The organism is Paenibacillus sp. MSJ-34 (genome assembly GCF_018918005.1).
Taxonomy (GTDB): domain Bacteria; phylum Bacillota; class Bacilli; order Paenibacillales; family Paenibacillaceae; genus MSJ-34.
Window position 1 is genome coordinate 1 of sequence record NZ_JAHLPR010000045.1, and the last position, 25421, is coordinate 25421.

Sequence of the window (25421 nt, forward strand, 5' to 3'; positions counted from 1 at the left end):
AACTTCATAGTAAGCGCCTCCTGATAGGTTTTTAGGGCTCTAGACCCGTCACACCCCTATCATACGAGGCGCTCCTGTTTTTTTCAAAGGCCATTTCTTAGCCTACACAGGAATGTTTAGCGTTAACAAGAAGCAGAGGTTCTCGCGGATCTCTCTGCGGCGCGTGCTTTGCTTTTGCTTACCAGTTGTTTCCCGAAACTCTTGTAATATGGAAGTTAGGACTCTTGCTCTCGCCGTATATGGCCGCAACGCCCGGGTTATTCACCAACACGTTCGTAAAGCTTGCTTCGCCGACAACCGGCCCTTGCCCCTGCTCCGCGCTTGCGACAAGCTTAATGCCATAGCGTGCAGGATTGTTAATGTTGACATTTTCGATTCGAATGTTCCGCATAGCGAGGTTTTCAGGCGATTTCGTTTGGAACATTAAGCCGAAGTATACAGGATGATTAATGTCGACATTTTTTAACGCGATATTCTTGAAGGCTCGATCTCCTCCAAAGAACCATACCGCTCCGAAATTTTGATAATCGTTAATCTTATCGTCTGCCCCTACGCTGGTCCAGAAATCCCCGCCGGTGCGATCCAAGGTGACACCGTCGATGACGGTATCCTGATCGCCAAAGCCCAACGTATTGTAGCCGAAGCTTAAGCTGCTTATCGTAAGTCCGGGATAAGTGAGCGTATCCGCTCCGTACAGATTTTGATACAAATTATCCGAACCGCCGTAAATGGCAAAGGCAGCGGCCCGCCTTACATTGGTTGCGGTAAGATTGGTATATTGATTGCCGACATTATAGGAGCCGCCGGAATCAATGGCGCTGAACAATGCAAAAGCGTCGTCTCCCGCCCCTCTGGAGTAATTGTTGTCAATGACGTTATAGGATGAGCCGTTGGTCATATTGATTCCGTCTGCAAAGGTGTTTTTAATGCGGTTATCCTTAAACGTATTGTAGGAGGAATTGACGCCCCAATACAAGCAGACAAAATGCTCGACCCATAGATTTTGGATCGTTACGTTCTGCATGGCGTTGCCATCGATGAATTTGCCCGGTCCGTCGACGCGGTATACGTAATTGCCCCATGCGGAAAGGTCTTTAATCGTGGAGCCGTTAGCTGTAGAGCCAATATTGAATCCGACATCGGTATTGGTTTGATTTTGCGGCGCTACCAGCTTGGTATGCCAAGGCCCGGCGCCGATAATTTCAGTGGCGCGCCCGTACAAATAGATTTTGCCATTGATCGTCCACTCTCCCGCGGGAATAAAGATTCCTTTTTTGTCGGGATCTTGCCTAAACTCGTTTAGCGCTTGCTCAATCGATTTGGAGGATGAAACCTCGACGTATTTACCGGGATCGGGATTGGAAGCGGGCGGAGCGACAAGTTCTGTCTCAATCATATCTATATAAATCCAAGGCACGTCTCCGGCATCTTTTTGAATTCTGATTTTCGTTCCCGCCTGATAGACCTGGTCAAGCATAAGCTGGGAATCCTCATAGAGCCAGTAAGCGGTTCGGCCTGCGCCAGGCTGATTATTATAACCCAACTCTCCCAGCGTGCTTGGCGTTGCGTATACGTAGGAGAATTTGGACGATACATTGAATTTTCCCTTGTTCACTCCATCCGCATAAATGCTAATGGTGCCGGTTGTATTTTCCGCGACTGCATTGCGGAGCACAAAGGCGTTTGCAGGCGCGGGAAGCGTAAATTCTACGTATTGGCCGGCATTATTCAAATAGACGGCGGAACGTCCGGAGGCTTCGCCGGCAAAGTCGCCAAGCTTGAAGTTTGGCGTCAGTCTTGTGCCGTTCGTTGTGTTGGAAGGATCCTCCGCTTCTATAATCGTAAACGGCATATTCGCGCCGCGTCCTGAATACAGGCTTGCCGAGCTTGAATTGTTGGCTTGCTTGATGGCTTCTTCATTGCTATCGGCGGCGACGGTTGCCGTTACCGTATAGCTGCCGTTGACCGCAGTCCAGGTACCCATCGTAATATTGGCTGACGCGCCGGCTGCTAGCTCGCCGTTATAGTTGCCGTTCCAGGTTTGAATGGTAGCGCCTGCGGCACTTTTGAGCACAAGCGTAATCGGATGGTCTCCGCCGCCGGAAGCAATATTGCCCTGATTCTTAAGGCTGACGGTGAAGGTTACCGTATGGCCGGCGCTTGGATTGCTTGGATTCCATGAGGGAGTTACAATCAAGTCCGAACTGGTTACGGGTGCGATTGTTAAAGGCGACGGACTCGTATAGCTGTTGTTGCTCTCGTTCCGTTCGATAATGGCGTTGCTCTCGTCTACCTTGGAGCTGACGGTATAGGATCCGGCATTTCTCTCACCGATATTCGCAGATACGGTTGTTGATGCGCCGGCAGTCAGTTCGTTTACCGGAGCGGAGCCGACAAACTCGGTTCCTAAATAGAAATTGACCGATGTTGCGGGTGAGTCGGCATCGCCGATATTTTGCACGGTGGCGTTAAGGGTAATGGCGCTCGTCTCGACCGGAGCGGTTGGGGTCCACGATAGATCGGTAACGGTCAAGTCCGGGTTTGGAGCGGGTGTGCCGTATACTTCAAACTCGGCAACTTGGCCGGCAGGCGCTCCGGAGTTCGTCGTAATATTCAGACGCACTTCCTTCGCTGTTGCTGTAACGGGAATCGTTACCGAGTTGCCTGTAGCCGGATCAAACGTATATGATTGGGCCGAAACAAGATTGTTGAAGGCGGCCGAGTTCTGATGATTGCCAAGCACTTGAATCGTTTGCGTGCGCGTACTCCATTCGTTGGCCGGGTTAAGCTTGACGACGATGGAACTTATATGATGGTCGGCGCCAAGATCGACAGTCAGTTGGCTCGGATTGCCGTTTCCTTCCCAATAAGTAGCGATATTGCCGTCATTGGCATTGGCTGCTACAAACGTATGGACGGAGGAGGAAGCGGTAATCGGTTTGTTCAAGGCGATATTCGTGCCGTCAGGAGGCTCTGGCGTTTCGCTTTCGCCGTAAATTTCCAATTCGGAAACCTGTCCTGCAGGCCACCCGGTGTTAGCGGTAAAATGAAGCCGCACATAACGGGTGCTCGTTGCATCAAAGTTGATCGTCACGGTATTGTTGTTGATCGAGGGATGAAAGGTATAGCTTGCCGAGTCCACAATATTGGCAAAGCTTGAGCCGTTCGTGCTGCCCTGTACAGTCAAAGTTTGTGTGCGCTCCTCCCAGCCGGCAGGCAGCTTAAGCACGATCCGATCAATGGTAGCGCTTGCGCCAAGATCCACTTGAAGCCATTGCGGGAAAGCGTTGTTTACACTCTCCCAATACGTACTTTGATTGCCGTCGGTCACATTGCCGGCAACATACACATCGGCGTATCCGGCAGCCGTTGCCGTCTTGCCTAGAGCCAGATTAGCCCTGTCTGCAGCGGATGATGGGGAAGGGTACAGCGTAATTTGCGACAACAATACAACAAGTACAATGAGCCTGATGAATAGTGGGGTTTGCTTTAACTTTTTTGTCAAAATAAACACCTCCTAATCAGATCAAATTTCAAAAGACGGTCGTCCTCTGTTTGCGAATAAAGCCCCTACAAACACCTCCTTATAAAAAAAATGGATACTTTTTCCTTTTTATCATAGTGCAGATGTCTTGCTTTCTGAAGTGGCAATCCTACGATGATTGTATGCATTTCTATGAAATAGTAAAAAGAGGAATAATATGGGTCTCTATTTGCTTTACCGATCGCATTTCGAAAACAGAAATCGCGATTGGAGCCCTGATCCTGTAATGATAAGACAAAAAATCACACACAATGAGCGGCCCACGGTATCGATCCGACGATTCTATTCGAAATTTCGTACATAAATCGCCGATTTGAGTCCTGATTCCATAAATGTGTACGAAAAATCACACACAAGGGGCTTCGCAGGCGTTGAATCCGACGATTCTATTCGAAATTTCATACCCAAATCGCGATTGGATGAAATGTCATTGCAAATTGGAGTCGAATCGATTATTATGGATATGGTAGGTCCATAATTAAATCGTGTTGGGAAGGGAGGGGGAAACATGCAGTTCTCCAAAAGTACGGATTACGCGCTGCACGCCTTGATTCATTTGGGTCACTCGGAGCGTGGCAACAACATCGGAATCAAGGAATTATCCGCGACGCTTGGCGTTTCGGAAAGCTATTTATCCAAAATCATGTCCAAGCTGAGGCAGGATGGCATCGTACGCGCCGTGCCGGGGGTGAACGGCGGTTACGAGCTTGCACGGCCGGCCGATCAGATTGCGTTTCTTGATGTGATTCAAGTGATTGAAGGAAGGCAGCAGTTGTTCGAATGCTCGAATACGAATTCGCAGCAGCATCGGTTGTTAGCGGAAGAGGGGGCTGCACAGCGGGATCACGAATGTTCAGGAAAGAGCGAATGCTTGGTTGAGAAGGTGATGAACGGTGCGGAACAGCATCTGTACCAATATTTGCGGGGACACACAATCCAGTCGGTACTGGATGAGGCTTTCAAGCGTTGCAATCATGAGGCCAACAAGAAGTGAACCGCTTCTTGCGCTTTAATTACGGATATTGTAGATCTATGGAGGTGCGATTGATAATGAACGATTTTTTCAACGCGGACATTTGGGAAAAAGCGTGGAAAGAAGATGCCGATACCGGCGTAAAAAAGATGAAAAAGGCCGGAATCGATCCGGCCAGAGCCTTTGACCATAAGGCCAAGACTTTCAACGAACAATCGTTTAACGAAGAGGGAAGAAAACGAACCAAACGAATCATGAACTGGATTGAAGGACAAGGAGTTCGATTCGAAAACGCTTCTGTTCTGGATATTGGCGCCGCTTCGGGAGTGTTCTCAGTGCCATTCGCGGAGCGAGGGGCCCGTGTAACCGCCGTAGAGACCTCTCCCCCGTTGGTCGAATTGTTGGAAGCAAACATCGCAAACTTCGCCGAAGGCCAGGTGAAGATTGTGCCCGAACCGTTCGAAGAGATTGACGTGCAGGCCAAAGGCTGGAGCCAGGCGTTCGATCTCGTCTTTGTCTCGATGTGCCCGGTCATTCACAATTGGGAAAGCGTGGAAAAGGTACTCCATTGCGCCCGGAAGTTTTGTTATATCAGTATGCCGGCGAGTCCTGCAGAGCACAGTCTGGTGAATGAAATCTGGCCGCTCGTCACCGGTCGGCCCTTCCATACGAAACAGATGGAAATCGGATATTTGCTGCATCTGCTGTATCTTAAAGGCTATGCATACGAGTCGCTTATTACGCGGGAAACGAAAACGACGGAAGTTTCTCGAGAAGAGGCGTTGCAGGAAGCGATGATCTGGCTTCGCCATCACGGTCTGCCTGCGGATGAGCGGAATCGTAAAACGGTAGCGGACTATTTGGAGCAAACGTATCCGTCCGGCAAAGTGGCCATCCGGCAGGGCGGACGCTTTGGCAAGGTGCTGATTCGATTGCAGGATCAGAACATGTACACGAGGGAGATTTGAGTCCGGCGCGGCGGGCCAGACATTAGGAAACGATCCGCAAATGGCGGGAGGCGAAGGGGAATTTCCTTATGGCTTCCCCGCCTCCCGATGTCTTATTATATTGCCGAACTCTCGTTGCGAAGAAACTGTTTTTCAAGATCGTCCGAATAGGAGGCGGTTACATTTTAGTAAGTAAGATTTTTCGATACATACCGTTAAGTAAGGCTGGCACATCTTCCTCCACTTGAACATGGTTCTCGTAGGGTTTTACGATCTGCTCAAAATGACGGCCAATGTCTGTTCCCATCATTGCTGCGATGGGACGAAGGATTTTCTTCATGGCAGGCAATTCCCGAGAGGGAGGAGCGAATTTATCGAAAATAAGGATATGTCCCCCACTTCGAGTAACCCGTAACATTCCCTGAAAGCATTGATCCGGATTGGGGACGACAGATAAGATCAGGTTCGCAATAACCATATCGAACGATTCCGGTGAAAAGGTCAAATCTTGCGCGTCCATCTCCATAAACTTAAAGTTAGGTACATCATACTTTTTCTTGGCTTTGTCCAGCATTTCGGGTGACAAGTCGATTGCCGTTACAGAGACATCGTTCCCCATAATGAACTGCAAGTCTGCACCTGTCCCTACGCCCACAAAAAGAATTTGGCTGTTAGCTTTAATGTCGAGGTCCTCAAAAATCTTTTTCCGAGCCTTTAGAAAAGGACCGGAATTAAAGAAATAATCGTAGAAGGGGGCCCATACCCGATAAATCACTTTATTCCAAGGGTTATTCATACGCGATCATTTTCCTTTCACTCTTTACAAACGAAGGATGTTCAAGGTATATACGTTTTTATCTTCAATATGTTCCGTTTTATTTTTCATTTGTTGCGTACTGTTTTTGCCTGTGGTAGTATTTGGATTAATTCTAATGAAAGTAGGCGATTTTCATGACAGTCAGCTCTTTCCAATCAAACGCTATATTAGAGGTACGGAAGGTATAATATCGATTATTAATCTTCCGTGTCTTATAAAACGGAGGAGAAAACGAATGTTCAGTTATTACAGTAATCTGTGTACGGAAGTATATAATCTTACCAAACCTGTCGGGCACTCGCTCGGAGGCGATATCGAGTATTATCTAGATAGACTTAAATCTTGCCGAGGTCGAATTCTGGAAGCGGCCGTAGGCTCCGGTCGTATGCTCATTCCGCTTCTCGAGTCAGGACTGCTTGTAGACGGGATTGATTATTCCCCTGAAATGTTGGCTTCTTGCCGTAAGCGCTGCGAAGAGCGAAACTTAAAGCCGGTATTGTATGAAGGAGAATTACAAAATTTTTCGTTGTCTCATCAATACGAGGCTATCATTATCCCGACCGGGTCTTTCTGCTTGATTGAGAATCGTAAAGACTCGATTAGCGCCCTGCAATGTTTTTATAAGCATCTGGTTCCTGGAGGACGGGTTATTATTGATCTTATTTTTCCCGAAAACTGGGAAGCAGGAAAGATCTCTACGTCAACCTATACGTTCCCTTCAGGGGATGTCATTACATTAGAAAACAAGCCGGTAGAATTTAATATGCTCCATCAATCTACGGTTTCCTACCTAAAATATGAGAAATGGCGCAACGGAAAACTCATTCAATCCGAGTTGCAGCGTTTTGCGCTGCGCTGGTACGGTATTGAGGAATTCAAGCTTGTATTGGAAAACATCGGATTCTCAGATATTGTATGCTCTGCCGACTATCTATACGGTAAACAACCGACAAACGGGAATCAGGTATTCACATTTGAAGCGGTTCGAAAGTAAAATTGCACATTCATGAGGGGCTGTCCAAAAAAGTCAGTGAAAACTGACTGCTGGACGCCCCGTTTTTGTTGAATATGAAAAATGTACACAAAAAAACCGTCTTTTCCTGTAAAATGAAAGTTACCACTCAATCATTCAAAAAAGGACGGTTTTTATGCGTAATCTGACGACTACTACTGAACAGTATACCATGCAATTGACACTTCCTCTAGGGGATGTGGAAGAAAAAACGGTTTCCAAACGAAATCTTGCTCCCACCTTTAAAGCCTACGATAACAAACAGATGCACATGATTTTGGATCTGGGGGCACTTATCCCCGACCATCATGTGGCCCGCGTCATTGATGAGATGATTGAAGCCATCCCCGACGAGTTGTTGTTCGCTCATTATGTGGGCGGGGGCCGAAGCCCTTACCATCCCAAAATGATGCTCAAAGTCATCCTGTACGGTTATTCGCAAAAGGTCTACTCTTGTCGCGGTATTGAAAAGCAGACAATTACATCACGATGGAGAACTACTTTTTAGACGGCACGAAGATCGAACCTGATGCGAACAAGTATTCTTTTGTGTGGGAAAATTGTACTTTTTGATATCAAAAGAAAAATAGATTCGTAAAGCCTGCAACTGCGCAGGCCTTTGGCCGTTATGATTGGCTGCTGCAGCAAGCCTGCGAACATGTCTCATTCTGTTGAGAAACTTGGGTCATTCAGCGCCTTTAATTGGGCGATCAGCTGTTCCGGCGATTGGTCGGCGCCGCCGGCGTTGATCCGGCGGCCAAAGCGGTCCGATCTGGTATTGATACCCGGCTGGATCGTAAATGCGAGTTCGATGTCCAACTTCTGCATAATCTTCAATGTGTGTTCTTGATCGTACTGCCCATAAGGGAAGGCAATAATTCCCATTTCATTAGACAACTCTTCTCGCAACCTCCGTTCCGCCGCCTCCAAATCGTTCGAGACGCGGCGGATATACTCCGTTGTCGTTTCCATTCGACCGTGGTCTTCCAGATAGAGCGGATGCGACAAAACGGCGCCTTTATGCCCGCTTGAATCGACGCGGCCGTAACGGTGAGAATCGAAGGTGTGGTTATAGAAGCTCATACCGGACTTTTGCATTTCCCTCATCTGCTCCCAGGTCAACTTCGGAATACCTTGGCGGTTCCGGTCATCAATCGACGATACGATAACGAAATTCGTGGCGGGATAATGGTACTTGCGCAAAATCGGATAAGCATGCGAATAGAAGCTTTCGTAACCGTCGTCGAACGTCAGAAGCACTGCATTATCGGGAACCGGTGCGCTTTCCATCATGTAACGGGCGTATTGCTCCATACTGATGACGTGGAATCCGTTCTCCTTCAGCAGATGCATTTGCTTCTGAAAGTCCCGAACCGCAAGGGAGGACAAACCGGGGGTAGTTTCCGTCTCTAGGTGATGATACATCAGAACCGCGACTTGGTCGGAATAATAAACGGGCTCTGACTGTGCGACCGAAGCTTCGCGTTTCGGAAAAGACGAGTCGCCCGCTAACAGAAAGAAAAGGATAATCAGAAACAGGATGGTAATCCACAACAGGGACAAGCTGCGAGTCATGGTGTCCTCCTCTGTGATATCGTTTGATATAGGAAGAATAGGGGAGACATCTTATCGATTCATCTCGGAATCGCTTAACAAAGCATTAACTTTTGCTTAAAATGAAATGATGGGACCCTTTGATAAGGAGCGAATAACCGCGTTAAGAAAAAGACTATAACATTAGTCTTTTTAGCAGCCGATATATATTGAAAGAGGGGGTCGCACACGGTTTCGCTTCGCCGCTGCCGGCGCAAAATTTCATATGAACGGAAAGGAGAATGGCAATGCCGGACAGGAAACTTCATATAACAACCTCGGAGCTTTCCGTTATGAAGGTGCTTTGGAAGGAGCAACGTTGTACCGCTTCGGTCATTGTGGAGCAAATTGAACGGCATAAGCGATGGCACTTCCGCACGATAAAATCTTTGCTTCGAAATTTGGTGAAAAGAGGGCTCGTCGGTTTTGAGGCAGACCGTCGAGACAGTCGGATTTATCATTACTTTCCACTGATAAGCGAGGAAGCGTATTTGGCGCAGGAACGGGAACATTTCCTGGAATTATATTATGACGGCAACATCGGAGCCATGCTAAACGGCTTCCTGAAGGATCGGCAAAACTCGCCGGAAGATCTGGAAGATATGCAGAAACTGCTACTGCAAGCCGCCGAACGGATTCGCTCCAAATGATCGCTTTGCAGATCGCTTTTGTCAAAGTGTTCGAGCTGTCAATGTCGGCCGCGGCGGTTGCGGCGATTGTTCTCTTATTCAGACGTGTCGTCCGGAGAAGGATTCACCCTTCATGGCTGATATGGCTTTGGATGATCTTGCTCGTCAAGCTGCTCTTTCCGTTGTCCGTTCCCGGCCTGGCAGGCATCGAGGACTGGACAGACCGTTACATTTATCAACAACGCTACGGTGTGGGTTGGGTGATGAATGCCGCCGCCGATTATTGGAACGAAGTCCGCTTTCAGGGACATTCGCGGCAGTCCGAAGCTTCCGCATTGCCAGGCTATGAGAACGGGAACGAAAAGCGAATCGGAGGTTTTCATTTCGATGAGGAAGCGAACTCGAACCGGCGTACGGGAGAAGCGCATACGCAGCTGTTGACGGCAATCTCTGCGGTTTGGCTGATCGGTTGTTTGGTCCGCGCAGGTGTAGGATGGCGGAATGCGAGGGGAATGAAGCTCCGCATTCGTCGTGCATTGCCTTGCCGGGACGCGGTCGCCATACGTCTGCTCCGGGAGTGCAAAACAGAAGTCGGCATTTCTTCTCCCGTCGAACTGCTGTTGGGGGGGACGGTTTTTCCGTTTCTTTACGGTCTGTTTAAGCCGCGGATCATCCTTCCATACGACTTTAAGGAACATTACACGGAGACGGAACTGCGCTTTATTTTACTGCATGAACTGCAGCATTGGAAGATGAAGGACGGCTGCCTTCAACTTGCGGCCAATCTGGTTCGACTCTTGCACTGGTTTAATCCGCTTGTCCATATGGCGTTCAATCGGCTTGGCGACGATGTGGAACTGCGCTGCGACAGGCGAGTGACGCGCACGCTGTCCGGTCCGGAGAAGGCCGCATATGGGCAGCTTCTGCTTAAACAGGGCGAGTTAAATTGTCGTCTGGCTCCGCGTCGACGGATCGGTTCCGCCGTTCATTGGTTGGAACGTCAATCTGTTCTGGCAGAGCGCGTTCGTGCCGTTGCTCTTTCGATTTGCGAGGTTAAGGCGACACGGCGCCAAAGAGCGGCGATCGGCATCCTGGCGTTCATCGTCGGGTTGTGCATGCTGCCCGGAGGAAGCGATTTCGCTCAGCGAACCGCAGCGGCGAACCCGCAACCGACCTTGTATGCCTTTTGGCTGGATGAATCGGTCAATCCGAGGAGCATGCGGACCGTTAGGGAGATGAGCGTATTAATGGCCGGACAGGCCGGTACAGCTAGCGATATTGTCTTGCTTCTTCGGCAACCGCAACAGAAGGACCGGCTTGCACAATGGCTTGCCTCGATACGAATGCTGCTTGTCGACGAACGTCATCCCGTCTCGATTGAAACCAGGCCGATTTTGCAAGGGATCGGGAGACGAGAGATGCGGCAAGGCAAAATTTTGGTGTTTCTCTATTACCCATACTACAATGGCAAATGGATGGGGATTAGCGGGGGGAAACGGAGTATCACCGATTTATCCACTTTGGAGCTCGTACAGCGAATCAATCTATATTAAGCGAGGAAGTGCCGGGAATAACGAGGCAACGTTACCGCATACTCGGTTTGCTTGTTAACGGCATAAAAGACTATAGTTATAGTCTGTTTGGGAAGGCTAACTCGTTACACTGAACGGAATGCGAGAAAAGCGAAGGGAAAGGAGGTGAAAGATATGATCGATTATAGCGTTTTGGATCCGGTCTGCCGATGCTCGATCAGACAAGCGGAGACAGGTGGGAAACAGAAAGAGTACCAAGCTCTTTCCTCTTTCCGCTCCTTTGCCGATTGGCTGGCGGTATCCGTCATGAGACAAGCCGTGAGCGACACGACGACGGGCGTCATGTCCAATGCAATACCCCATTCTGCTATAGATGCCGCTTTGTATCCATCGCCGTACATAGGTCAGTCCTTCGGCGCTCTCGCATCTCCATTGGCGTTTTCTGCGGCTGGGGGAAGCAGTCTGTTGAACGGTCCGCTACTTCTGTCAAGCTTCATGCGCGGCCCGAAGTTGTCCAATTATGCGATGCCGCTCGAAATGAACAGATTACTGGGCTACTCCAATTTTAATCGCTATATGTAATTTATTTGCATGCAATTTACCGAATGAATCACAAAAGTCCGCTCGGCAATTTCCTGACCCGGGCGGACTTTTGCGATTTCAGTCGTTGAAAGCGGGAGACGTCTCTGCAAAACAGACTAGATGTCCCGCTGCCTTACCTGTTCGATAATATAATCGGCGGTTCGAGCGGCAAGCGCCATGACCGTATTCGTTGGATTCCCTCCTCCGGAAGTCACAAAGAGGCTGGCGCTGCAAATAAACAAATTCCGCACATCATGCGTTTGCCCGTAACGATTCGCAACCGACATTTCGGGGTTATTCCCCATGCGGCATCCACCCATTAAATGGGCTGTATCGTCCGTGACAAATTCCGGAGATCCCCCGGCGGCACGGATAATATCCTTCATACGGCGTGGGCAATTAATTTATTGTCGTTGTCACCATACGAAAAAGCAACGTTTGGAACAGGCATGCCGTACTCATCCGTCTCGTCGGAAAGGGTGACGCAGTTATTCGGCTCAGGCAGAACTTCGCCAACGAGCGTAACTCTTCCGTAATAATTGTAGTCCAGCATCGTTTCGCGAAGCTGCTGTCCCCATAGCTTGGCCGTCTTTGAAATTCCTTTTGCCATAGCCACAGGCCGAGCCCCATGCGCATGCAACGTGTATCCCCGCGCAAAACCGCGGCTTGGATCGGTTTCATAGAAATCTTGCGTTGTGGCTAGAACGGGCGTACCTTTATACAGGCGAATTTCTTCCGGAAATTTTCCATAAACGTCGTTGCTGCTATGAACCATAATCGCCTTGCCTACCCAACCGCTGGAATTGGCAAGTCCGTTCGGGAACTGTGCGCTCGTCGAGTGAAAGAGCAAGCGGGGGTACAACGCTTCGAATGCCAAGTTTTTCGCAGCCTTTGCGAAAGATCTCGGCATTCCCGCTTAGAGGTTCGCGTTCCGGATACGGATACGGGCCATGAAAAGAACCCCAGGGAAAGTTCTTCGGTCCCGAGACGGCAATATCTCTTTCGATTTTATCGTAATAAGGCGCCAGGTCTTGGTAGGTTATCGGCCATTCTTCCCCGACGCCATCTTCCGTTTTCGTCCGAAAGTCGCTTTCGTGAAAACGCAAAAATACCCCGGTGAAATGGGTTGTCCCTCCGCTCACCCCTCTGCCCGAGTTGTTATGGCCAAGTTGCAACGGATTTGCGCCGATGGTAAAACGAGTGTCTTGCCATGCAAGACGGGTCGTGGATAATTCATCGCTGGCAAAATCGGTTTGCGGGTTCCAGAATGGCCCCGCTTCAATGACAACGACCTTTAGCCCGGCTTTACTAAGTTCATAGGCTAATACGCCTCCGGCCGCACCGGCCCCTACAATGCATACGTCAGCATCTTCTTTATATTTTCGCCGGCTCAAATTCTCGAATCGATGTTCCTTGATATGATCAACATGATGTACAACCGGATTGGGACTATTCATCTCGTCTTGCCATTTGTTACAAACTCCGCGAACCGGGTCGATACCGGTTTTGCTGGAAGTTCCTACAGATCGGGTTCCTTATCCGAACTATCCGAAATCATAATAAAGGAGAAGACAATTGATGACAACCATAACGCAAACCGGCTATCCGACGCCCTTTCCCCCCCAGCATCAGAGCCGGCAACCCGGTATAGAGTCGCAGATGCATCCAAGGCCCGCATTCGATAACCCGAATTATATCGGCAGCGGAAAACTGAAAGATAAAGTTGCGATTATTACGGGAGGGGATAGCGGACAGGGGCGGGCAATCGCCGTCGCCTTCGCAAAAGAAGGGGCGGATGTCGCCATCGTCTATCTAAACGAGCATAGCGACGCGGAAGAAACGAAGCGAATCGTGGAACAAAAGGGGCGCCGCTGCCTTTCCATCGCCGGAGACATCGGAGATGAATTATTTTGCGGGAATGTCGTGGAGCAAACCGTGAACGAATTCGGCAAGCTGAACATCCTGGTCAATAATGCGGCGGAACAGTCAGTCCAAAACTCGCTGGAAGATATTACGTCCGCGCAGATGGAGAAAACGTTTCGCACCAATTTCTTTTCTGTCTTCTATCTAACCAAGGCCGCATTGAAGCATTTGAGGCCAGGGGGCGCTATTATTAACGCTGCCTCTCTAACCGCTTATGAAGGGAATGAACAGTTGATCGATTATTCCGCCACGAAGGGAGCCATTGTCGCTTTTACGCGATCGCTATCCAAGTCATTGCACAGCCGGGGAATCCGAGTGAACGGCGTTTGCCCCGGTACGATTTGGACGCCGTTGATTTCGGCCTCGTTTCCTGCCGAACAAGTGGCCAACTGGGGGGCAAAGACGCCGATGAAACGGGCGGGGCAGCCCCAGGAAATCGCGCCGGCTTATGTTTTTTTGGCTTCGGATGATTCTTCCTATATGTCGGGGCAATTCTTGCATATTAACGGAGGCGTCGTCATCAACGGGTAAAATAGGGGTTAGGATAAAAGGAGTTCTTTACACTCAAAAAATTTTGTGCTATTATCAGGTTAAACGTTTTCGTTAAACGTTTTCGTTCGCTCCAAATGCTTTGGATTATTATCAAATAATATGTTATAGGAGTTAATCGGAATGAGTACGATAACGGATGTTGCCAAAAAAGCCGGTGTTTCGATCGCGACGGTCTCCCGTTACGTGAATGGGAAAGCGGATGGGAACATGAATGAAGAAACGAAAAGGAAAATTGACGAAGCAATCAGAGAGCTGAATTACGAGCCCAATAGCATCGCCAGAAGTTTAAAGAGTAAGGAAACAAAAACGATCGGGCTGGTTGTTCCTGACATTGTAAACCCTTTCTTCCCGCTGATGGTCAGAGGCGTTGAAGATTTTTTGAGAGAAAACGGTTACTCCGTATTTTTGTGCAATACGGATCAAAATTCGCAGGAAGAACTGGCTTACTTGAAGCTTTTGCAGGCCCGAAAAGTGGATGGAATCATACTTGTGGGCGTAGATCTGCCATCGGATGTTGTATTGGAATATATCGCTGATACACCGTTCGTATGTTTAGAAAGACATGAGAATACGGCGGAATTTGACGTGATCTATTCGGATAATTACCAGGGCGCATATGACGCGACGAAGTATTTGATCGACCTTGGCGCTAAGGAGATTGTACATATCGCGGGTCGTGAGAATTCGAAAGTCGCGAATTTACGGAAACAAGCGTTTATTCAATGTCTGGCTGACCATGAGATCACGAGCGACCCTTCCATTTTGAATGGGAGTTTTCGCTTGGAAGACGGTTACCGATTAACGATGGAACTTATCGAACAAAGAAAAAATATCCCGGATGCGATATTTTATGCGAATGATTTTATGGCATTTGGCGGAATTCGCGCCCTCGTTGAAAAGGAGGTGAGGATCCCGCAGGATATTTCAGTCATCGGTTACGATGATGTTATCGTTGCTTCTTTAATCACCCCGGCTCTAACGACGGTCAGGCAGCCTGTATATGAAATGGGGAAAAATGCGGCAGAGCTTTTGCTTAAACGTATCCAAGGGACAGTTGAACCCGGGAAGCAGCACGTTTTACTTAAACCTGAGTTAGTCATAAGGAATTCTACTTCGATGAAGGTGGTGCAATAAAGTATGGCCGTATTATTAGACGAAGACATGCAGTGTATGAAAAAGGATTGGGAGTACTTGGTATCTGTGGCCCCTAGGTTTATGGGAACAGCCGGGGAAAGGGACTCGATTCATTACATTGTAGATCAAATAAAGAAGGCGGATCTTACCCCGGTCTTGCAAACCTTTTCTTACGAAGGTTGGCAAATGAACGGACCTGCCGAATTGTTTGTTGAAACGCCGGAGCAATTGAAAATCGAAACCTCGGTTCTTCTGGGCAGCGGCACGACACAAAATGCTGCTGTGCAAGGGACTTTGCTATTTATTGGTGAAACGATTATTTGGAACATGTACGAATGGCTGCGCTTTGGCATCGTAGACGGAAACGGGGAATTAGTCGGGTATATATCGGGAAGGCCGGACGGGCAAGCGATTTCTCAAACGTTAGCAGAAGGCAACAGCGATCTTCCTCATTTTGCAATTGGGATGAAAGAGTCTCAACTTCTTCTCAACTATATAAAAGAGAAAAAGAATGTTACCGTTCGAGGAGCCCTGGATACAACAAAAACAGGGGAAAAGGAAGGAAACAACATTAGAGTTCTTTACAATACAAAAAATACTGCTGCGGGAAAAATTCTCATTTGCGCACATTACGATACGATGTTCAATACCCCAGGCGCTTACGATAATGCTAGCGGTGTTGCGGTTTTATTGAATCTCGCTGCTTTGTTGAAAAAATATAATATTCGGAAGAACGTCGAATTGGTATTCATGGGAGCAGAGGAATGGAATTTAGCCGGAAGCGATGCGTATGCACAGCATTTAGTAGCTACCGGGAAGGAAAAAATCGACTTTGTTATTAATATTGACGGGCTAGGCCGCGGAAATGTATTAGAAGCCTGGGTTGGACCGGAAAAAGTTGAGCGTGAACTGTTACATTTCTTTAATCAGGTATATAAGCGGGATATTTACGTTAAGACACCGCCGCCGCCGGGATCGGATCATACACCTTTCTATAACTTAGGAATTCCTGTGTGTATGTTCACAATAAACGATCAGGAAATTATACATTCTTCTAATGACATCCTTCATGAAAACACATTTACAAATATGAGGGAATTCATTCATATACTTGTGGAATTGTTAAAACACATGGGTGTTATTAGCGAAAGTTAAATCGGGAGAAAGGAGGGGCAGGAAGGAGCAAGGAGAGGCAAGGTGAAAGATTCAACTATACCTTTAAAAAGGAAAGGGAAGCATCATGAGAAAAATTGTTCATTTGCTATTGGTTGGACTGTTATCTTTATCTGTTATTGCATGTGCGAATCAAAACGAAGCGGGTTCGGGAAGTCCGAATGCCGCCAATCAGGGTGAAAAAAAGAAGACGCTTAAAATAGGGGTTTCCCTGATGACGTTGCAATATCCGTTCTTCCAGGATATTCGTAAAGGGATCGAGATGCAGGCTCTTGCGTCGGATGTTGAAATCGTTAACGTTAACGACGCTGGATTAAATCTTCAAACCCAAGTATCCGCGCTCGAAAATTTCGTCGCACAGGGTGTCGATGCCATTATCCTGAATGCAGTAGACCCTAAGGGGATCAGCCAAGGTTTACAGGCTGCCGAGGAACGAAACATACCGGTAATTACGATCGATATGAAGCCTTCCTCAGGCACATTTGCAACATATATCGGTTCGGATAACTCATTGGGCGGCGAATTAGCCGGCAAGGCTGCTATTGACTATTTATCGCAATTTAGCGGTACGAAAGAAGTCGTTATTATGAGCAACCCGCTCTCCAGTTCGTCTAAAGAAAGAGTCGACGGGTTTAAGAAAGCGGTTTCGACTGTGGCCGATATCAACATTGTTCAAGAATTCGGCGGTGCCACAAGGGAAGATTTCATGAGGGGCATGGAGGATATATTGACCGCACATCCGAATGTCAAACTTGTATATGCTTATAGCGGACAAGGCGGACTTGGCTCTTACGATGCGATTAAAGCGGCTAATAAATCCGATAGCGTTGCTGTGATTGGTTTCGATGCCACTGCTGAAGAACAGGAGCTAGTCTACAATGGGGTAAACTACATCGGAAGTGTGATTCAATTCCCTGAGAAACTTGGAAATATCGCTGTTCAGTCTGCGGTTGATATTGTGAATGGGGAACAGGTCCCTTCAGATATCCCCGTTGAAGTAGGGTTATTTACAAAAGACGGGATTAAAAAAGCACAAGATTTCGACAATTGAACATTGAAAATGGGAGTTTCATGTTCAATAAGGGACAAACTTTACATGGAAATGTTGTGACGATATCTGAAGGGAGAAAACAAACCAATACCTATGATAACACAATAAAATTCCATGTAAAGTCCCTTGATACGTCATTTGGAGGGATAGGTGTGAAAAAACAAGGCGTACTTCATAATGAGTTGGCTCAAGTCATTGCTCAAGCCGGCCATGAAGATTTAATCGTGATTGGCGATGCGGGTTTGCCGATTCCTAAGGGGGTCAAATGTATCGATTTAGCATTGGCCGAAGGGATTCCAAGCTTCATCGACACGTTGCGGATCATTCTTTCCGAATTAAAAGTGCAAGAGGCTATAATCGATATTGAAATGAATCAAGTTAGCCCGCATATACAGGATCAATTGAACCATGTCATTCAAGGGCAATTTGCGTTGAGAGCGATACCTCATAAAGAACTGCAAGAACTGGCCAAGAATGCAAAGGTTATCGTTAGAACAGGAGAATTTACACCTTACAGTAACATCATTCTCGTTGCGGGAGTTATGTTTTGACTTCATTCGAAAAGGTAGGAATTGCTATGTCTTCTACGAGTATATTGGAAATTAAAAACGTAAGCAAAACCTTTTCTGGAGTAAAGGCGCTTTCAGATATCTCCTTTGACGTACGCAAGGGGGAGATCCTGGGTTTAATCGGCGAGAATGGCGCCGGCAAATCAACCTTAATCAAAATTTTGGCCGGCGCGCACCAAAAAGATTCCGGCGAAATACTGCTAAACGGAGAACCTTTTGAAGTCAGGCATCCAATAGAAGCTCAAAATTTGGGACTATCCGTGATTTATCAAGAATTTAATTTAATTCCTAGCCTATCCGTGGTAGAGAATATTTATTTAGGAAAGCTCCCGCTAAAGAACGGTTTGGTAAATTGGAAAAAATTAAAGGAAGATGCCATACAAGTACTGGAGCAGCTTAACTTGGATATTAACGTGATGGAGAAGGTATCCAATCTGTCTGTCGCCAAGCAGCAAATGGTTGAAATCTCCAAAGCTCTGGCCACCAAAGCCAATGTGCTGATTATGGATGAACCTACGGCCACATTAACCGGAGAAGAAACCGAGATTTTGTTGCGTCAGGTGCGTGAGCTGAAAGCAAAAGGAATCACGATTATTTTCGTCAGTCATCGGTTGGAGGAATTATTTAGCGTTTGCGACAGGATCGCGGTATTACGGGACGGTACTTATGTTGGCACGAAAGATACCTGCGATCTTACCAAAGATTCTTTAATTGAAATGATGGTGGGACGACCGTTAGATCAGACTTTTCCGGAGAAAGAGGTTAAGGAATTTAAAGAAGAGGTCCTTGCCGTAAAGGGATTGTGTCGCGGAAAATACGTTAAGAATGTAAGCTTTACCCTTCATAAAGGCGAAATATTAGGTGTTGCCGGATTGGTGGGGGCAGGCAGAACGGAACTGGCGCGCTTAATTTTTGGCGCGGATCGTCCCGATGCCGGTGAAATCTTCCTAAGGTCTAAGGCGGTTACATTTAAATCGCCTCATCAAGCGATTAAGAACGGGATTGGACTTGTTCCGGAGGATAGGAAGAATCAAGGATTAGTTATCGAACTTAGCGTACGCGAAAACGCGATGATGGCAAACTTGGGAAACGCTATTGTCAATGGATTGGTTCATCCGAAGAAAGAAATTGAAATTACGGAAAAGTACATTCAAGAGCTTCAGATCAAAACATCGAATGTGAATCAAATCGTGAAGAGGCTTAGTGGAGGCAATCAGCAGAAGGTAGTGCTAGGCAAATGGATGAACGCCGACACCGATGTCCTCATATTTGACGAGCCGACGCGCGGGATCGACGTCGGAGCGAAGGCGGAAATTTATAAGTTAATTATTAGCATGGCAGGGCAAGGAAAATCAATTATTTTGATCTCATCCGAATTGTCCGAGATTATTGGGTTAAGCGATAATGTGTTGGTGATGTACGAAGGGGAAATAACGGGTACATTATCAAAACATGAGGTAACCCAGGAGCGAATTATGTACCATGCTACAGGAGGACGATAATGGTGGGTGTCGACGCGAAGATCAAGGCAGGATCCGAAGGAGTTTTTCTAAGCCAATTACGAAAAAACATGGGAATTGTCATTGTTTTTATCCTACTTTTCATTACGATGAGTTTATTATCGGATAGTTTTTTAACAGCTTACAACTTATTGAACGTTGCTAGACAAATTACGATTGTTGCGATTTTAGGCATAGGAATGACGTTCGTTATTTTATCCGGAGAAATCGACTTAAGTGTCGGTTCAATTGTTGCCCTGATCGGATGTCTGACCACCGGCTTCATGATCTCAGGCTTGCCGGTAACGGTTTCCATAATTATTGGCTTACTGCTCGGAGTAGCGCTTGGTTTTATTAACGGGTTCGTTACGACCTATGGAAGAATCCCTTCATTTATTGTAACTCTCGGTATGATGACGATTGCAAGAGGACTTTCCTTGGTGTATACCGACGGATATCCGATCAGCAATTTGCCGGAAAGCTTTTCTTTCATTGGAAGAGGCTATATCGGCCCGATTCCCTTTCCGGTTGTCGTGATGGCCGTTTGTTTTATTGTAGGATTTATCGTCTTGAAATACACTAGGTTTGGAAGAAATGTATATGCTCTTGGCGGAAATGAAGAGGCTGCGCGGCTTTCGGGCATCAAAACCAAATCTACGAAAGTTTCCGTATTTGTTATTAGCGGGCTTGCCGCTGCCATCGCGGGAATTATTCTGGCCTCAAGATTAAACTCCGGCCAACCAAGCGCCGGTACATCGATGGAGCTTGATGCGATTGCTGCCGTTGTCATTGGCGGGACAAGCTTCTCCGGAGGGAAAGGGAGTATTATCGGCACGCTGATCGGAGCCCTTATTACCGGGGTGATAAGCAACGGACTGAATTTACTTGGCGTCTCCTCCTATTGGCAAATGATTACGCTTGGTTTAATTATTGTCGGCGCCGTTTGGATTGATCAATTCCGAAAAGAATAAATAGATAACGAACATGTGGAGGGAATCACAATGAAAATATTAGTGGCTGGCGAATCTTGGGTGAAACATATTATTCATATTAAAGGTTTCGATACATTTACAAATTCGGAGTACGCGGAAGGAATTGAGTGGTTTCGCTCTGCTATGGAAGAAGCGGGGATTGAGATGGATTTTATTCCAAATCATGACGCCCCGGAAAAGTTCCCAACAACTTTAGAGGAGCTCAATCGCTATCATGTTGTCATATTAAGCGACATTGGCTCGAACACTTTACTTTTATCCAACAGCACATTCTCAAAGTCTGAATTGGCTGTGAACCGTCTTAACTTAATCAAGGAGTATGTAAGCCTTGGAGGGGGATTTGCGATGGTTGGGGGCTACATGTCCTTCCAAGGGATTGATGCAAAGGCCAAATACAAAGACACAGCCATAGAAGAAATATTGCCGGTTACCATGCATCCGTTTGACGATCGCTTTGAAGCTCCGGAAGGACTGCATATCCATATTGTTTCCCCCGAACATCCGATATTGGAAGGGATTCATGGAGCATGGCCGCATTTCTTGGGATATAATCGCATTCAAGCTAAGGATTCGGGAACGGTTCTAGCGGAACATAACGGAAACGCATTTCTTGCGGTAGGAGAGTTTGGAACAGGCAGAACGCTAGCATTTGCAAGTGATTTTGCACCGCACTGGGGTCCGAAAGAGTTTGTCGAATGGCAGCATTATAACCGTTTATGGACCAATAGCGTGAAATGGCTGGCGGCCAAGGAATCGTGAAACCAAATAGGCCGATGAAAAAATTGCTTGTAGTAGGAAGCTATAACGTTGATCTCATTTCTATGACGGACCGCCTTCCGGCTCCGGGTGAAACCGTTTTGGGTTCCTCCTTCTTCACATGTCCGGGCGGAAAAGGGGCCAATCAAGCCGTAGCGGCGGCCAAAATGGGGCAAGATACGACTTTTTTGGCCAAAGTAGGCGCTGACTCTTTTGGAGCGGAAGCTGTTCAGTTTCTCAAAAAACAACATATCAACGCAAATTTGGTTCAACAAGAACAGGGATGCAAAACAGGTACAGCTCAGATTATTGTAAACAGCCAAGGGGAAAATATCATCGTTGTCTCGCCTGGAGCGAATAATTTATTTTCATCCAACGATATTGTGAGCAATGAAGCCGTCATCTCTGAGGTCGACGCCATTTTGGTACAGTTTGAAATACCGAAAGAAACGATAGAAACAGCGATACAACTAGCGAAAAAGCATAACAAAACAGTTATCGTTAATCCGGCGCCTGTATTAGATATGGACAAATCCGCTTTGAGGGGAATCGATTACTTAACACCTAACGAGCATGAGTTGAAATTACTTTCGAAATGTGCAAGTCTAGCTTCCATCCAAGAAATAAAAGAAGCCGGAATGAAAGTAATCAGGGAATACAGTGTCAAGAACCTGATTGTCACGTTAGGCAGCAAAGGAGTTTTATACCAAAACGAGGAAAAGTCGGTTCTGTATCCTTCTTTTAAGGTGAATGCAATTGACACGTCCGGAGCCGGCGATTGTTTCAATGGCGCGTTCTCTTATTTCCTGCTTCAAGGTTTATCTATGGATGACGTCGTTTTTTATGCCTCTGCCGCTGCCGCGCTCTCGGTAACGAGATTAGGGACGTCAAGCTCATACCCCGATTTAGAGGAAGTCATGACTTTCGCTTCGGAACATCAGATCGAAGAATCGAGACTCCTGTAAGCGGACATACTGATTTTGATCCATGCATGAATAGATACCCCTGCAGCTTGTTGCAGGGGTATTCTGATGCGCCAACTAAGTTTGGAACTGGCCATGAAGTTACTTCTGCATAATCTGAATAAGGTTGCCGCATGTATCGTCGAAGATAGCTATTGTGACTTCGCCCATTTTGGTCGGCTCCATAGTAAACTTCACGCCGTTTTCCACTAATCGTTTATACTCTTGATTAATATCTGCGACGCCAAACATGGTTGCTGGGATGCCATCGGCAAATATCTTCTTTTGATACTCTTTGGCGGCAGGATGGTCATTGGGTTCGAGAAAAAGTTCGGTACCGTCCTGATCGTCGGGAGAAACAAGCGTTATCCACCGAAATTCTCCGGCGGGAACGTCCTCCTTTTTTACAAACCCCAGCTTTTCCGAATAAAACTCCAGTGCCTTGTCTTGATCTTGAACTAATATACTGGTAACAAAGATTTTCATACTGTTTTTTCCTCCTTTGATATTTGCGGCGTTGGTGCTCTGCTAACAATCCGGCTCCAATCAGAAGAACCCATACATTCGTCTGAAGTTTTTACTTCAAATTACTCCCCCCATCCTTTCAGCAAAGCGGCCGAGTCGAGTTGCCAAGAGCATTGAATATAGCGTCTTTGTCTCAATTCATAAATTAAGTATATGCGCTGATGAACGGAAAATCCGTCCCAGCTTCTAAGATTACCTCTGGAGATTTGGCTAAAGTATGGGGTTTGGAAGACGTTCGGATCGGAGATATCATCGGTGAGCAGTCAAGTCTGATCAAGCATTTCGGCTTTGCCGTTCCCCAGACGGAGACACGGATTGAAGCGGCATTAAAGGAAAATTACGATGTGGATGTCCGCTTTACGGAGACGGGAACCATCTGCATGGAGAAACCGGAAGGAACGGGTCAGGCGGTGGAGTTCAAATGGGAGGCGGGTACGGCTGTTTATGAGCCTATTTACAGATTCGAATTGACGGTGCCCGAAGCGATGATGAGCAAAGCGGTATTCAAATTATCCGCCATCCGGGCAGCGGAGCTTGCATTCCTTCACACAGGGCGAAGGTTTTATATGGTTGAACCGGCCGGATTCGTTAGGGTGAATGACGGCGTGCCGACAAGAGCTCGAACAGATTATAATCCGTTACGCTTATTGAGGCCATGTAGCTATCTTGGCTGCAGTGGAGTGTGATGACGGAAAAAAGATTCATAACTACGGTAGCAGGAAACAATTTGGGAAGCTAATATTCATAAACTTACCAGTATTACCGATTATTATAGCATATGAATATCGGAGGTATGCTCGATGAATATTACGTTACCTGCTATGTATAATGTTTCTTTAGTAACACGTTCGCAATAACAAAAAAACAAGACAACGGTCGGTGCTCCTGAGAATGCTTTCGACAAGGCTTTGACTTCCGCCACTGAAAAAGAGACACAAGCCATTTCGGAAAAATACGGCCTTTCGGTTGGGATCGAGAACGTTCCCAAGCATGAAAAAGAGATCGTCAGACGCGGAACAAGCGGAAGTTTGCAGGATGTGGTCATCGCACCTGGTATCTTGCAAAGAATGAAGACGGATATTGCCCTGAGAGAGAAAGTCTATGGGTATATGAACTATTACACCAATGAGGATCGAAGAGCGTTCATGCAAATGGAACAAATGTATGGTGTAAACGTAGTTGGTCGCAGTTTGATTATACATGAAGACGGTACCTACACCATCTGGTCGGCCAGCGTAACCTCTCCATAGGAAGTAGAGAAGGGCAAAAAAATCGAGGCCGAGAAGCAAAAAGAAAAAGCGGAACAAGAACGTAGAACATCTCGGAATGCTCTGGAAGATTCACCTGCGTTTCCACTTCATTTTACAGGCTTATTGCCTGCTCAAACCCTCAGTTCTTTGAATTCTTCATCCATGGGCATCATGTCGACTCGGGATTGGGGACGACAAAATTTGCTATTAAAAATGAATAAGCTGATGTCTACCGTGGATGAAGTGTAAGAACGGGCGATGTACATACATAAGAAAATCCAACTTCCTAGCGTTAAGGAAATTGGATTTTTTCGCAAGTGCTACTTTTCGTGGCTTCAAAAACGGTCTCATGTCCTCTTGTTTGCTCTTGGCCAATAATGACGCGGTACCATTTGAACCATTGTTTGAAAAACCGTCCCCCATTGTTTTTCATTGAGTGTTCCGATAGGCTGTTCATGGTTCATTTTTAGATTCCTTCTCAAATGCTTCATTTGGGGCGGAGTAAAGATCCCTCGTAAAGCCAAATCGATAGGGGCTTGCGGTTCTTTTAGCGCGTATTCGGCAAGCCCTGCAAAAGCAATGCAATCTTTGGACGCTATAACCGCTTCTTTTTTGCGTGTGATCGTCACCATGGCCGAGTCCACCTTGGGAGGAGGGGAGAAATGATCTCGGGAAATGGTTTTCACCAAGCGAATGTCGAACCGCATTCTCCAAACTAAAACATAAGCATTTTTAATGAAGTTTTGCGTGAATCGTCTGGCCGCTCCTTTTTCCATGACGATGACGCCTCTTTGAAAGCTGCTTGAAGGATGGTTCAGAAGCTTCTTCATAATTGGCGTTGTGATGGCGTACGGAATATTGGAGACAACAACAAACTTTTCTTTGGGCAAACGGATTTTCATCATGTCTTGATGAATAATGATTGTATTTGGATGTTGCGCGGTTTTCCGTTTGAGTATGTCGACAAATTTGGCATCGTATTCCACCGCTAATACCTTTCCGGCTCTTTGATTCAACACAGTTGTCAAGGCGCCCTTTCCAGCTCCCAACTCTAAAACGGTATCTTCGATGCTTATATTCGCTCGATCGACAATTTCATGAATCAACTTCTTGTTATGCATCAAATGCTGGCCGGAAAAATTGGGAGGCTCCCCGCGGCTTAACTTTTTCCCGCTGTACTTATGAATTTTTTTGGTCATATTATCTCCGCCTTTCGCAATTAAAAAAATCACAGGCGATCTGCCTGCGATTCAGAGTAAAGGGAAGAAGACCCATCTTTAATTAAGGGGTTTGCCAAGGTAGCCGTCACCTAATAAACCTTCCTTTTGTCTTGCAAAAGAAGGTAAACAATCCATAAAAAAAGAAAGGCAGAACGATCCGCCTTTCTACACATTACATATTTGCTA

Annotated in this window: 23 protein-coding genes and 1 pseudogene; 18 read left to right on the forward strand and 6 right to left on the reverse strand. The window is 46.9% G+C overall.

The window, feature by feature from the left end; translation table 11 throughout:
* Positions 1 to 178: 178 nt before the first annotated feature.
* Positions 179 to 3472 carry a galactose-binding domain-containing protein gene (locus tag KQI79_RS21135; RefSeq protein WP_483311404.1) on the reverse strand — a complete coding sequence of 1098 codons (3294 nt, stop codon included), beginning with the start codon at positions 3470 to 3472 and terminating at the stop codon, positions 179 to 181.
* Between the two features lie 580 nt (positions 3473 to 4052).
* Here KQI79_RS21135 and KQI79_RS21140 point away from each other — a divergent pair.
* Together KQI79_RS21140 and KQI79_RS21145 are read left to right on the forward strand one after the other, a co-directional pair.
* Complete coding sequence (locus tag KQI79_RS21140; protein ID WP_216540294.1) at positions 4053 to 4538, forward strand: RrF2 family transcriptional regulator; 486 nt, start codon at positions 4053 to 4055, stop codon at positions 4536 to 4538.
* Positions 4539 to 4594: 56 nt separating this feature from the next.
* Positions 4595 to 5485 carry a class I SAM-dependent methyltransferase gene (locus KQI79_RS21145; protein ID WP_216540295.1) on the forward strand — a complete coding sequence of 297 codons (891 nt, stop codon included), beginning with the start codon at positions 4595 to 4597 and terminating at the stop codon, positions 5483 to 5485.
* 157 nt (positions 5486 to 5642) lie between these two features.
* Here KQI79_RS21145 and KQI79_RS21150 read toward each other — a convergent pair whose 3' ends face one another.
* Entirely contained in the window at positions 5643 to 6260 is a 618-nt protein-coding gene (locus KQI79_RS21150) for a class I SAM-dependent methyltransferase (protein WP_216540296.1), read from the reverse strand.
* 256 nt (positions 6261 to 6516) lie between these two features.
* On the opposite strand from KQI79_RS21150, the gene KQI79_RS21155 reads away from it, so the two are divergent.
* Positions 6517 to 7275: a class I SAM-dependent methyltransferase gene (locus tag KQI79_RS21155; RefSeq protein WP_216540297.1), complete on the forward strand. Its 759-nt coding sequence runs from the start codon at positions 6517 to 6519 to the stop codon at positions 7273 to 7275.
* A 154-nt stretch (positions 7276 to 7429) separates the two neighbouring features.
* Positions 7430 to 7801: a transposase gene (locus KQI79_RS21160; RefSeq protein WP_216540298.1), complete on the forward strand. Its 372-nt coding sequence runs from the start codon at positions 7430 to 7432 to the stop codon at positions 7799 to 7801.
* Between the two features lie 155 nt (positions 7802 to 7956).
* Here the strand turns inward: KQI79_RS21160 and KQI79_RS21165 are convergent, their stop codons facing one another.
* Positions 7957 to 8868, reverse strand: a complete 912-nt coding sequence (locus KQI79_RS21165; RefSeq protein ID WP_216540299.1) for a polysaccharide deacetylase family protein — start codon at positions 8866 to 8868, stop codon at positions 7957 to 7959.
* A 266-nt stretch (positions 8869 to 9134) separates the two neighbouring features.
* On the opposite strand from KQI79_RS21165, the gene KQI79_RS21170 reads away from it, so the two are divergent.
* The 3 genes from KQI79_RS21170 (at position 9135) to KQI79_RS21180 (ending at position 11629) form a co-directional block, all read left to right on the forward strand.
* On the forward strand, positions 9135 to 9536 hold the full coding sequence (locus tag KQI79_RS21170) for a BlaI/MecI/CopY family transcriptional regulator (RefSeq protein WP_216540300.1): 402 nt from the start codon (positions 9135 to 9137) through the stop codon (positions 9534 to 9536).
* A complete protein-coding gene (locus tag KQI79_RS21175; protein WP_216540301.1) occupies positions 9533 to 11068 on the forward strand; it encodes a M56 family metallopeptidase in 1536 nt (511 codons plus the stop codon). Before KQI79_RS21170 ends, KQI79_RS21175 begins: the two co-directional genes overlap by 4 nt.
* Before the next feature lie 153 nt (positions 11069 to 11221).
* A complete protein-coding gene (locus KQI79_RS21180; RefSeq protein ID WP_216540302.1) occupies positions 11222 to 11629 on the forward strand; it encodes a hypothetical protein in 408 nt (135 codons plus the stop codon).
* Positions 11630 to 11745: 116 nt separating this feature from the next.
* On the opposite strand, the pseudogene KQI79_RS21185 reads toward KQI79_RS21180, so the two are convergent.
* A pseudogene (locus tag KQI79_RS21185) lies at positions 11746 to 13086 on the reverse strand (FAD-dependent oxidoreductase).
* 121 nt (positions 13087 to 13207) lie between these two features.
* Between KQI79_RS21185 and KQI79_RS21190 the strand changes: the two are divergent.
* The 9 genes from KQI79_RS21190 (at position 13208) to rbsK (ending at position 22243) form a co-directional block, all read left to right on the forward strand.
* The gene (locus tag KQI79_RS21190; RefSeq protein ID WP_216540303.1) at positions 13208 to 14083 is read left to right on the forward strand and encodes an SDR family oxidoreductase; all 876 of its coding nucleotides are present in this window, start codon (positions 13208 to 13210) and stop codon (positions 14081 to 14083) included.
* A gap of 141 nt (positions 14084 to 14224) precedes the next feature.
* Positions 14225 to 15238 carry a LacI family DNA-binding transcriptional regulator gene (locus tag KQI79_RS21195; protein ID WP_216540304.1) on the forward strand — a complete coding sequence of 338 codons (1014 nt, stop codon included), beginning with the start codon at positions 14225 to 14227 and terminating at the stop codon, positions 15236 to 15238.
* Positions 15239 to 15241: 3 nt separating this feature from the next.
* The gene (locus tag KQI79_RS21200; protein ID WP_216540305.1) at positions 15242 to 16393 is read left to right on the forward strand and encodes a M28 family metallopeptidase; all 1152 of its coding nucleotides are present in this window, start codon (positions 15242 to 15244) and stop codon (positions 16391 to 16393) included.
* A gap of 85 nt (positions 16394 to 16478) precedes the next feature.
* Positions 16479 to 17462: a substrate-binding domain-containing protein gene (locus KQI79_RS21205; protein ID WP_216540306.1), complete on the forward strand. Its 984-nt coding sequence runs from the start codon at positions 16479 to 16481 to the stop codon at positions 17460 to 17462.
* A gap of 152 nt (positions 17463 to 17614) precedes the next feature.
* Positions 17615 to 18013, forward strand: coding sequence for a D-ribose pyranase (gene rbsD, locus KQI79_RS21210; RefSeq protein ID WP_216540307.1), 399 nt, complete (start codon positions 17615 to 17617; stop codon positions 18011 to 18013).
* On the forward strand, positions 18010 to 19533 hold the full coding sequence (locus KQI79_RS21215; RefSeq protein WP_367398221.1) for a sugar ABC transporter ATP-binding protein: 1524 nt from the start codon (positions 18010 to 18012) through the stop codon (positions 19531 to 19533). Before rbsD ends, KQI79_RS21215 begins: the two co-directional genes overlap by 4 nt.
* Positions 19533 to 20501: an ABC transporter permease gene (locus KQI79_RS21220; RefSeq protein ID WP_216540308.1), complete on the forward strand. Its 969-nt coding sequence runs from the start codon at positions 19533 to 19535 to the stop codon at positions 20499 to 20501. Before KQI79_RS21215 ends, KQI79_RS21220 begins: the two co-directional genes overlap by 1 nt.
* A gap of 30 nt (positions 20502 to 20531) precedes the next feature.
* Entirely contained in the window at positions 20532 to 21281 is a 750-nt protein-coding gene (locus KQI79_RS21225; protein ID WP_216540309.1) for a glutamine amidotransferase, read from the forward strand.
* On the forward strand, positions 21278 to 22243 hold the full coding sequence (rbsK, locus tag KQI79_RS21230; RefSeq protein WP_216540310.1) for a ribokinase: 966 nt from the start codon (positions 21278 to 21280) through the stop codon (positions 22241 to 22243). The genes KQI79_RS21225 and rbsK overlap by 4 nt, the downstream gene beginning before the upstream one ends.
* Positions 22244 to 22342: 99 nt before the next feature.
* On the opposite strand, the gene KQI79_RS21235 is transcribed toward rbsK, so the two are convergent.
* Positions 22343 to 22726, reverse strand: a complete 384-nt coding sequence (locus KQI79_RS21235; protein ID WP_216540311.1) for a VOC family protein — start codon at positions 22724 to 22726, stop codon at positions 22343 to 22345.
* A gap of 245 nt (positions 22727 to 22971) precedes the next feature.
* Between KQI79_RS21235 and KQI79_RS21240 the strand changes: the two genes are divergently transcribed.
* The gene (locus KQI79_RS21240; RefSeq protein WP_253298312.1) at positions 22972 to 23451 is read left to right on the forward strand and encodes a hypothetical protein; all 480 of its coding nucleotides are present in this window, start codon (positions 22972 to 22974) and stop codon (positions 23449 to 23451) included.
* Positions 23452 to 23673: 222 nt separating this feature from the next.
* The gene (locus tag KQI79_RS21245; RefSeq protein WP_216540313.1) at positions 23674 to 24015 is read left to right on the forward strand and encodes a hypothetical protein; all 342 of its coding nucleotides are present in this window, start codon (positions 23674 to 23676) and stop codon (positions 24013 to 24015) included.
* A 347-nt stretch (positions 24016 to 24362) separates the two neighbouring features.
* Here KQI79_RS21245 and erm read toward each other — a convergent pair whose 3' ends face one another.
* Positions 24363 to 25214 carry a 23S ribosomal RNA methyltransferase Erm gene (gene erm, locus KQI79_RS21250; RefSeq protein ID WP_216540314.1) on the reverse strand — a complete coding sequence of 284 codons (852 nt, stop codon included), beginning with the start codon at positions 25212 to 25214 and terminating at the stop codon, positions 24363 to 24365.
* Positions 25215 to 25421: the final 207 nt, after the last annotated feature.

Coding starts and splice junctions, on each gene's coding strand:
- KQI79_RS21140 (WP_216540294.1), top strand. CDS start 4,053: ATGCAGTTCTCCAAAAGTACGGATTACGCGCTGCACGCCTTGATTCAT.
- KQI79_RS21145 (WP_216540295.1), top strand. CDS start 4,595: ATGAACGATTTTTTCAACGCGGACATTTGGGAAAAAGCGTGGAAAGAA.
- KQI79_RS21150 (WP_216540296.1), bottom strand. CDS start 6,260: ATGAATAACCCTTGGAATAAAGTGATTTATCGGGTATGGGCCCCCTTC.
- KQI79_RS21155 (WP_216540297.1), top strand. CDS start 6,517: ATGTTCAGTTATTACAGTAATCTGTGTACGGAAGTATATAATCTTACC.
- KQI79_RS21160 (WP_216540298.1), top strand. CDS start 7,430: ATGCGTAATCTGACGACTACTACTGAACAGTATACCATGCAATTGACA.
- KQI79_RS21165 (WP_216540299.1), bottom strand. CDS start 8,868: ATGACTCGCAGCTTGTCCCTGTTGTGGATTACCATCCTGTTTCTGATT.
- KQI79_RS21170 (WP_216540300.1), top strand. CDS start 9,135: ATGCCGGACAGGAAACTTCATATAACAACCTCGGAGCTTTCCGTTATG.
- KQI79_RS21175 (WP_216540301.1), top strand. CDS start 9,533: ATGATCGCTTTGCAGATCGCTTTTGTCAAAGTGTTCGAGCTGTCAATG.
- KQI79_RS21180 (WP_216540302.1), top strand. CDS start 11,222: ATGATCGATTATAGCGTTTTGGATCCGGTCTGCCGATGCTCGATCAGA.
- KQI79_RS21190 (WP_216540303.1), top strand. CDS start 13,208: ATGACAACCATAACGCAAACCGGCTATCCGACGCCCTTTCCCCCCCAG.
- KQI79_RS21195 (WP_216540304.1), top strand. CDS start 14,225: ATGAGTACGATAACGGATGTTGCCAAAAAAGCCGGTGTTTCGATCGCG.
- KQI79_RS21200 (WP_216540305.1), top strand. CDS start 15,242: ATGGCCGTATTATTAGACGAAGACATGCAGTGTATGAAAAAGGATTGG.
- KQI79_RS21205 (WP_216540306.1), top strand. CDS start 16,479: ATGAGAAAAATTGTTCATTTGCTATTGGTTGGACTGTTATCTTTATCT.
- KQI79_RS21220 (WP_216540308.1), top strand. CDS start 19,533: ATGGTGGGTGTCGACGCGAAGATCAAGGCAGGATCCGAAGGAGTTTTT.
- KQI79_RS21225 (WP_216540309.1), top strand. CDS start 20,532: ATGAAAATATTAGTGGCTGGCGAATCTTGGGTGAAACATATTATTCAT.
- KQI79_RS21235 (WP_216540311.1), bottom strand. CDS start 22,726: ATGAAAATCTTTGTTACCAGTATATTAGTTCAAGATCAAGACAAGGCA.
- erm (WP_216540314.1), bottom strand. CDS start 25,214: ATGACCAAAAAAATTCATAAGTACAGCGGGAAAAAGTTAAGCCGCGGG.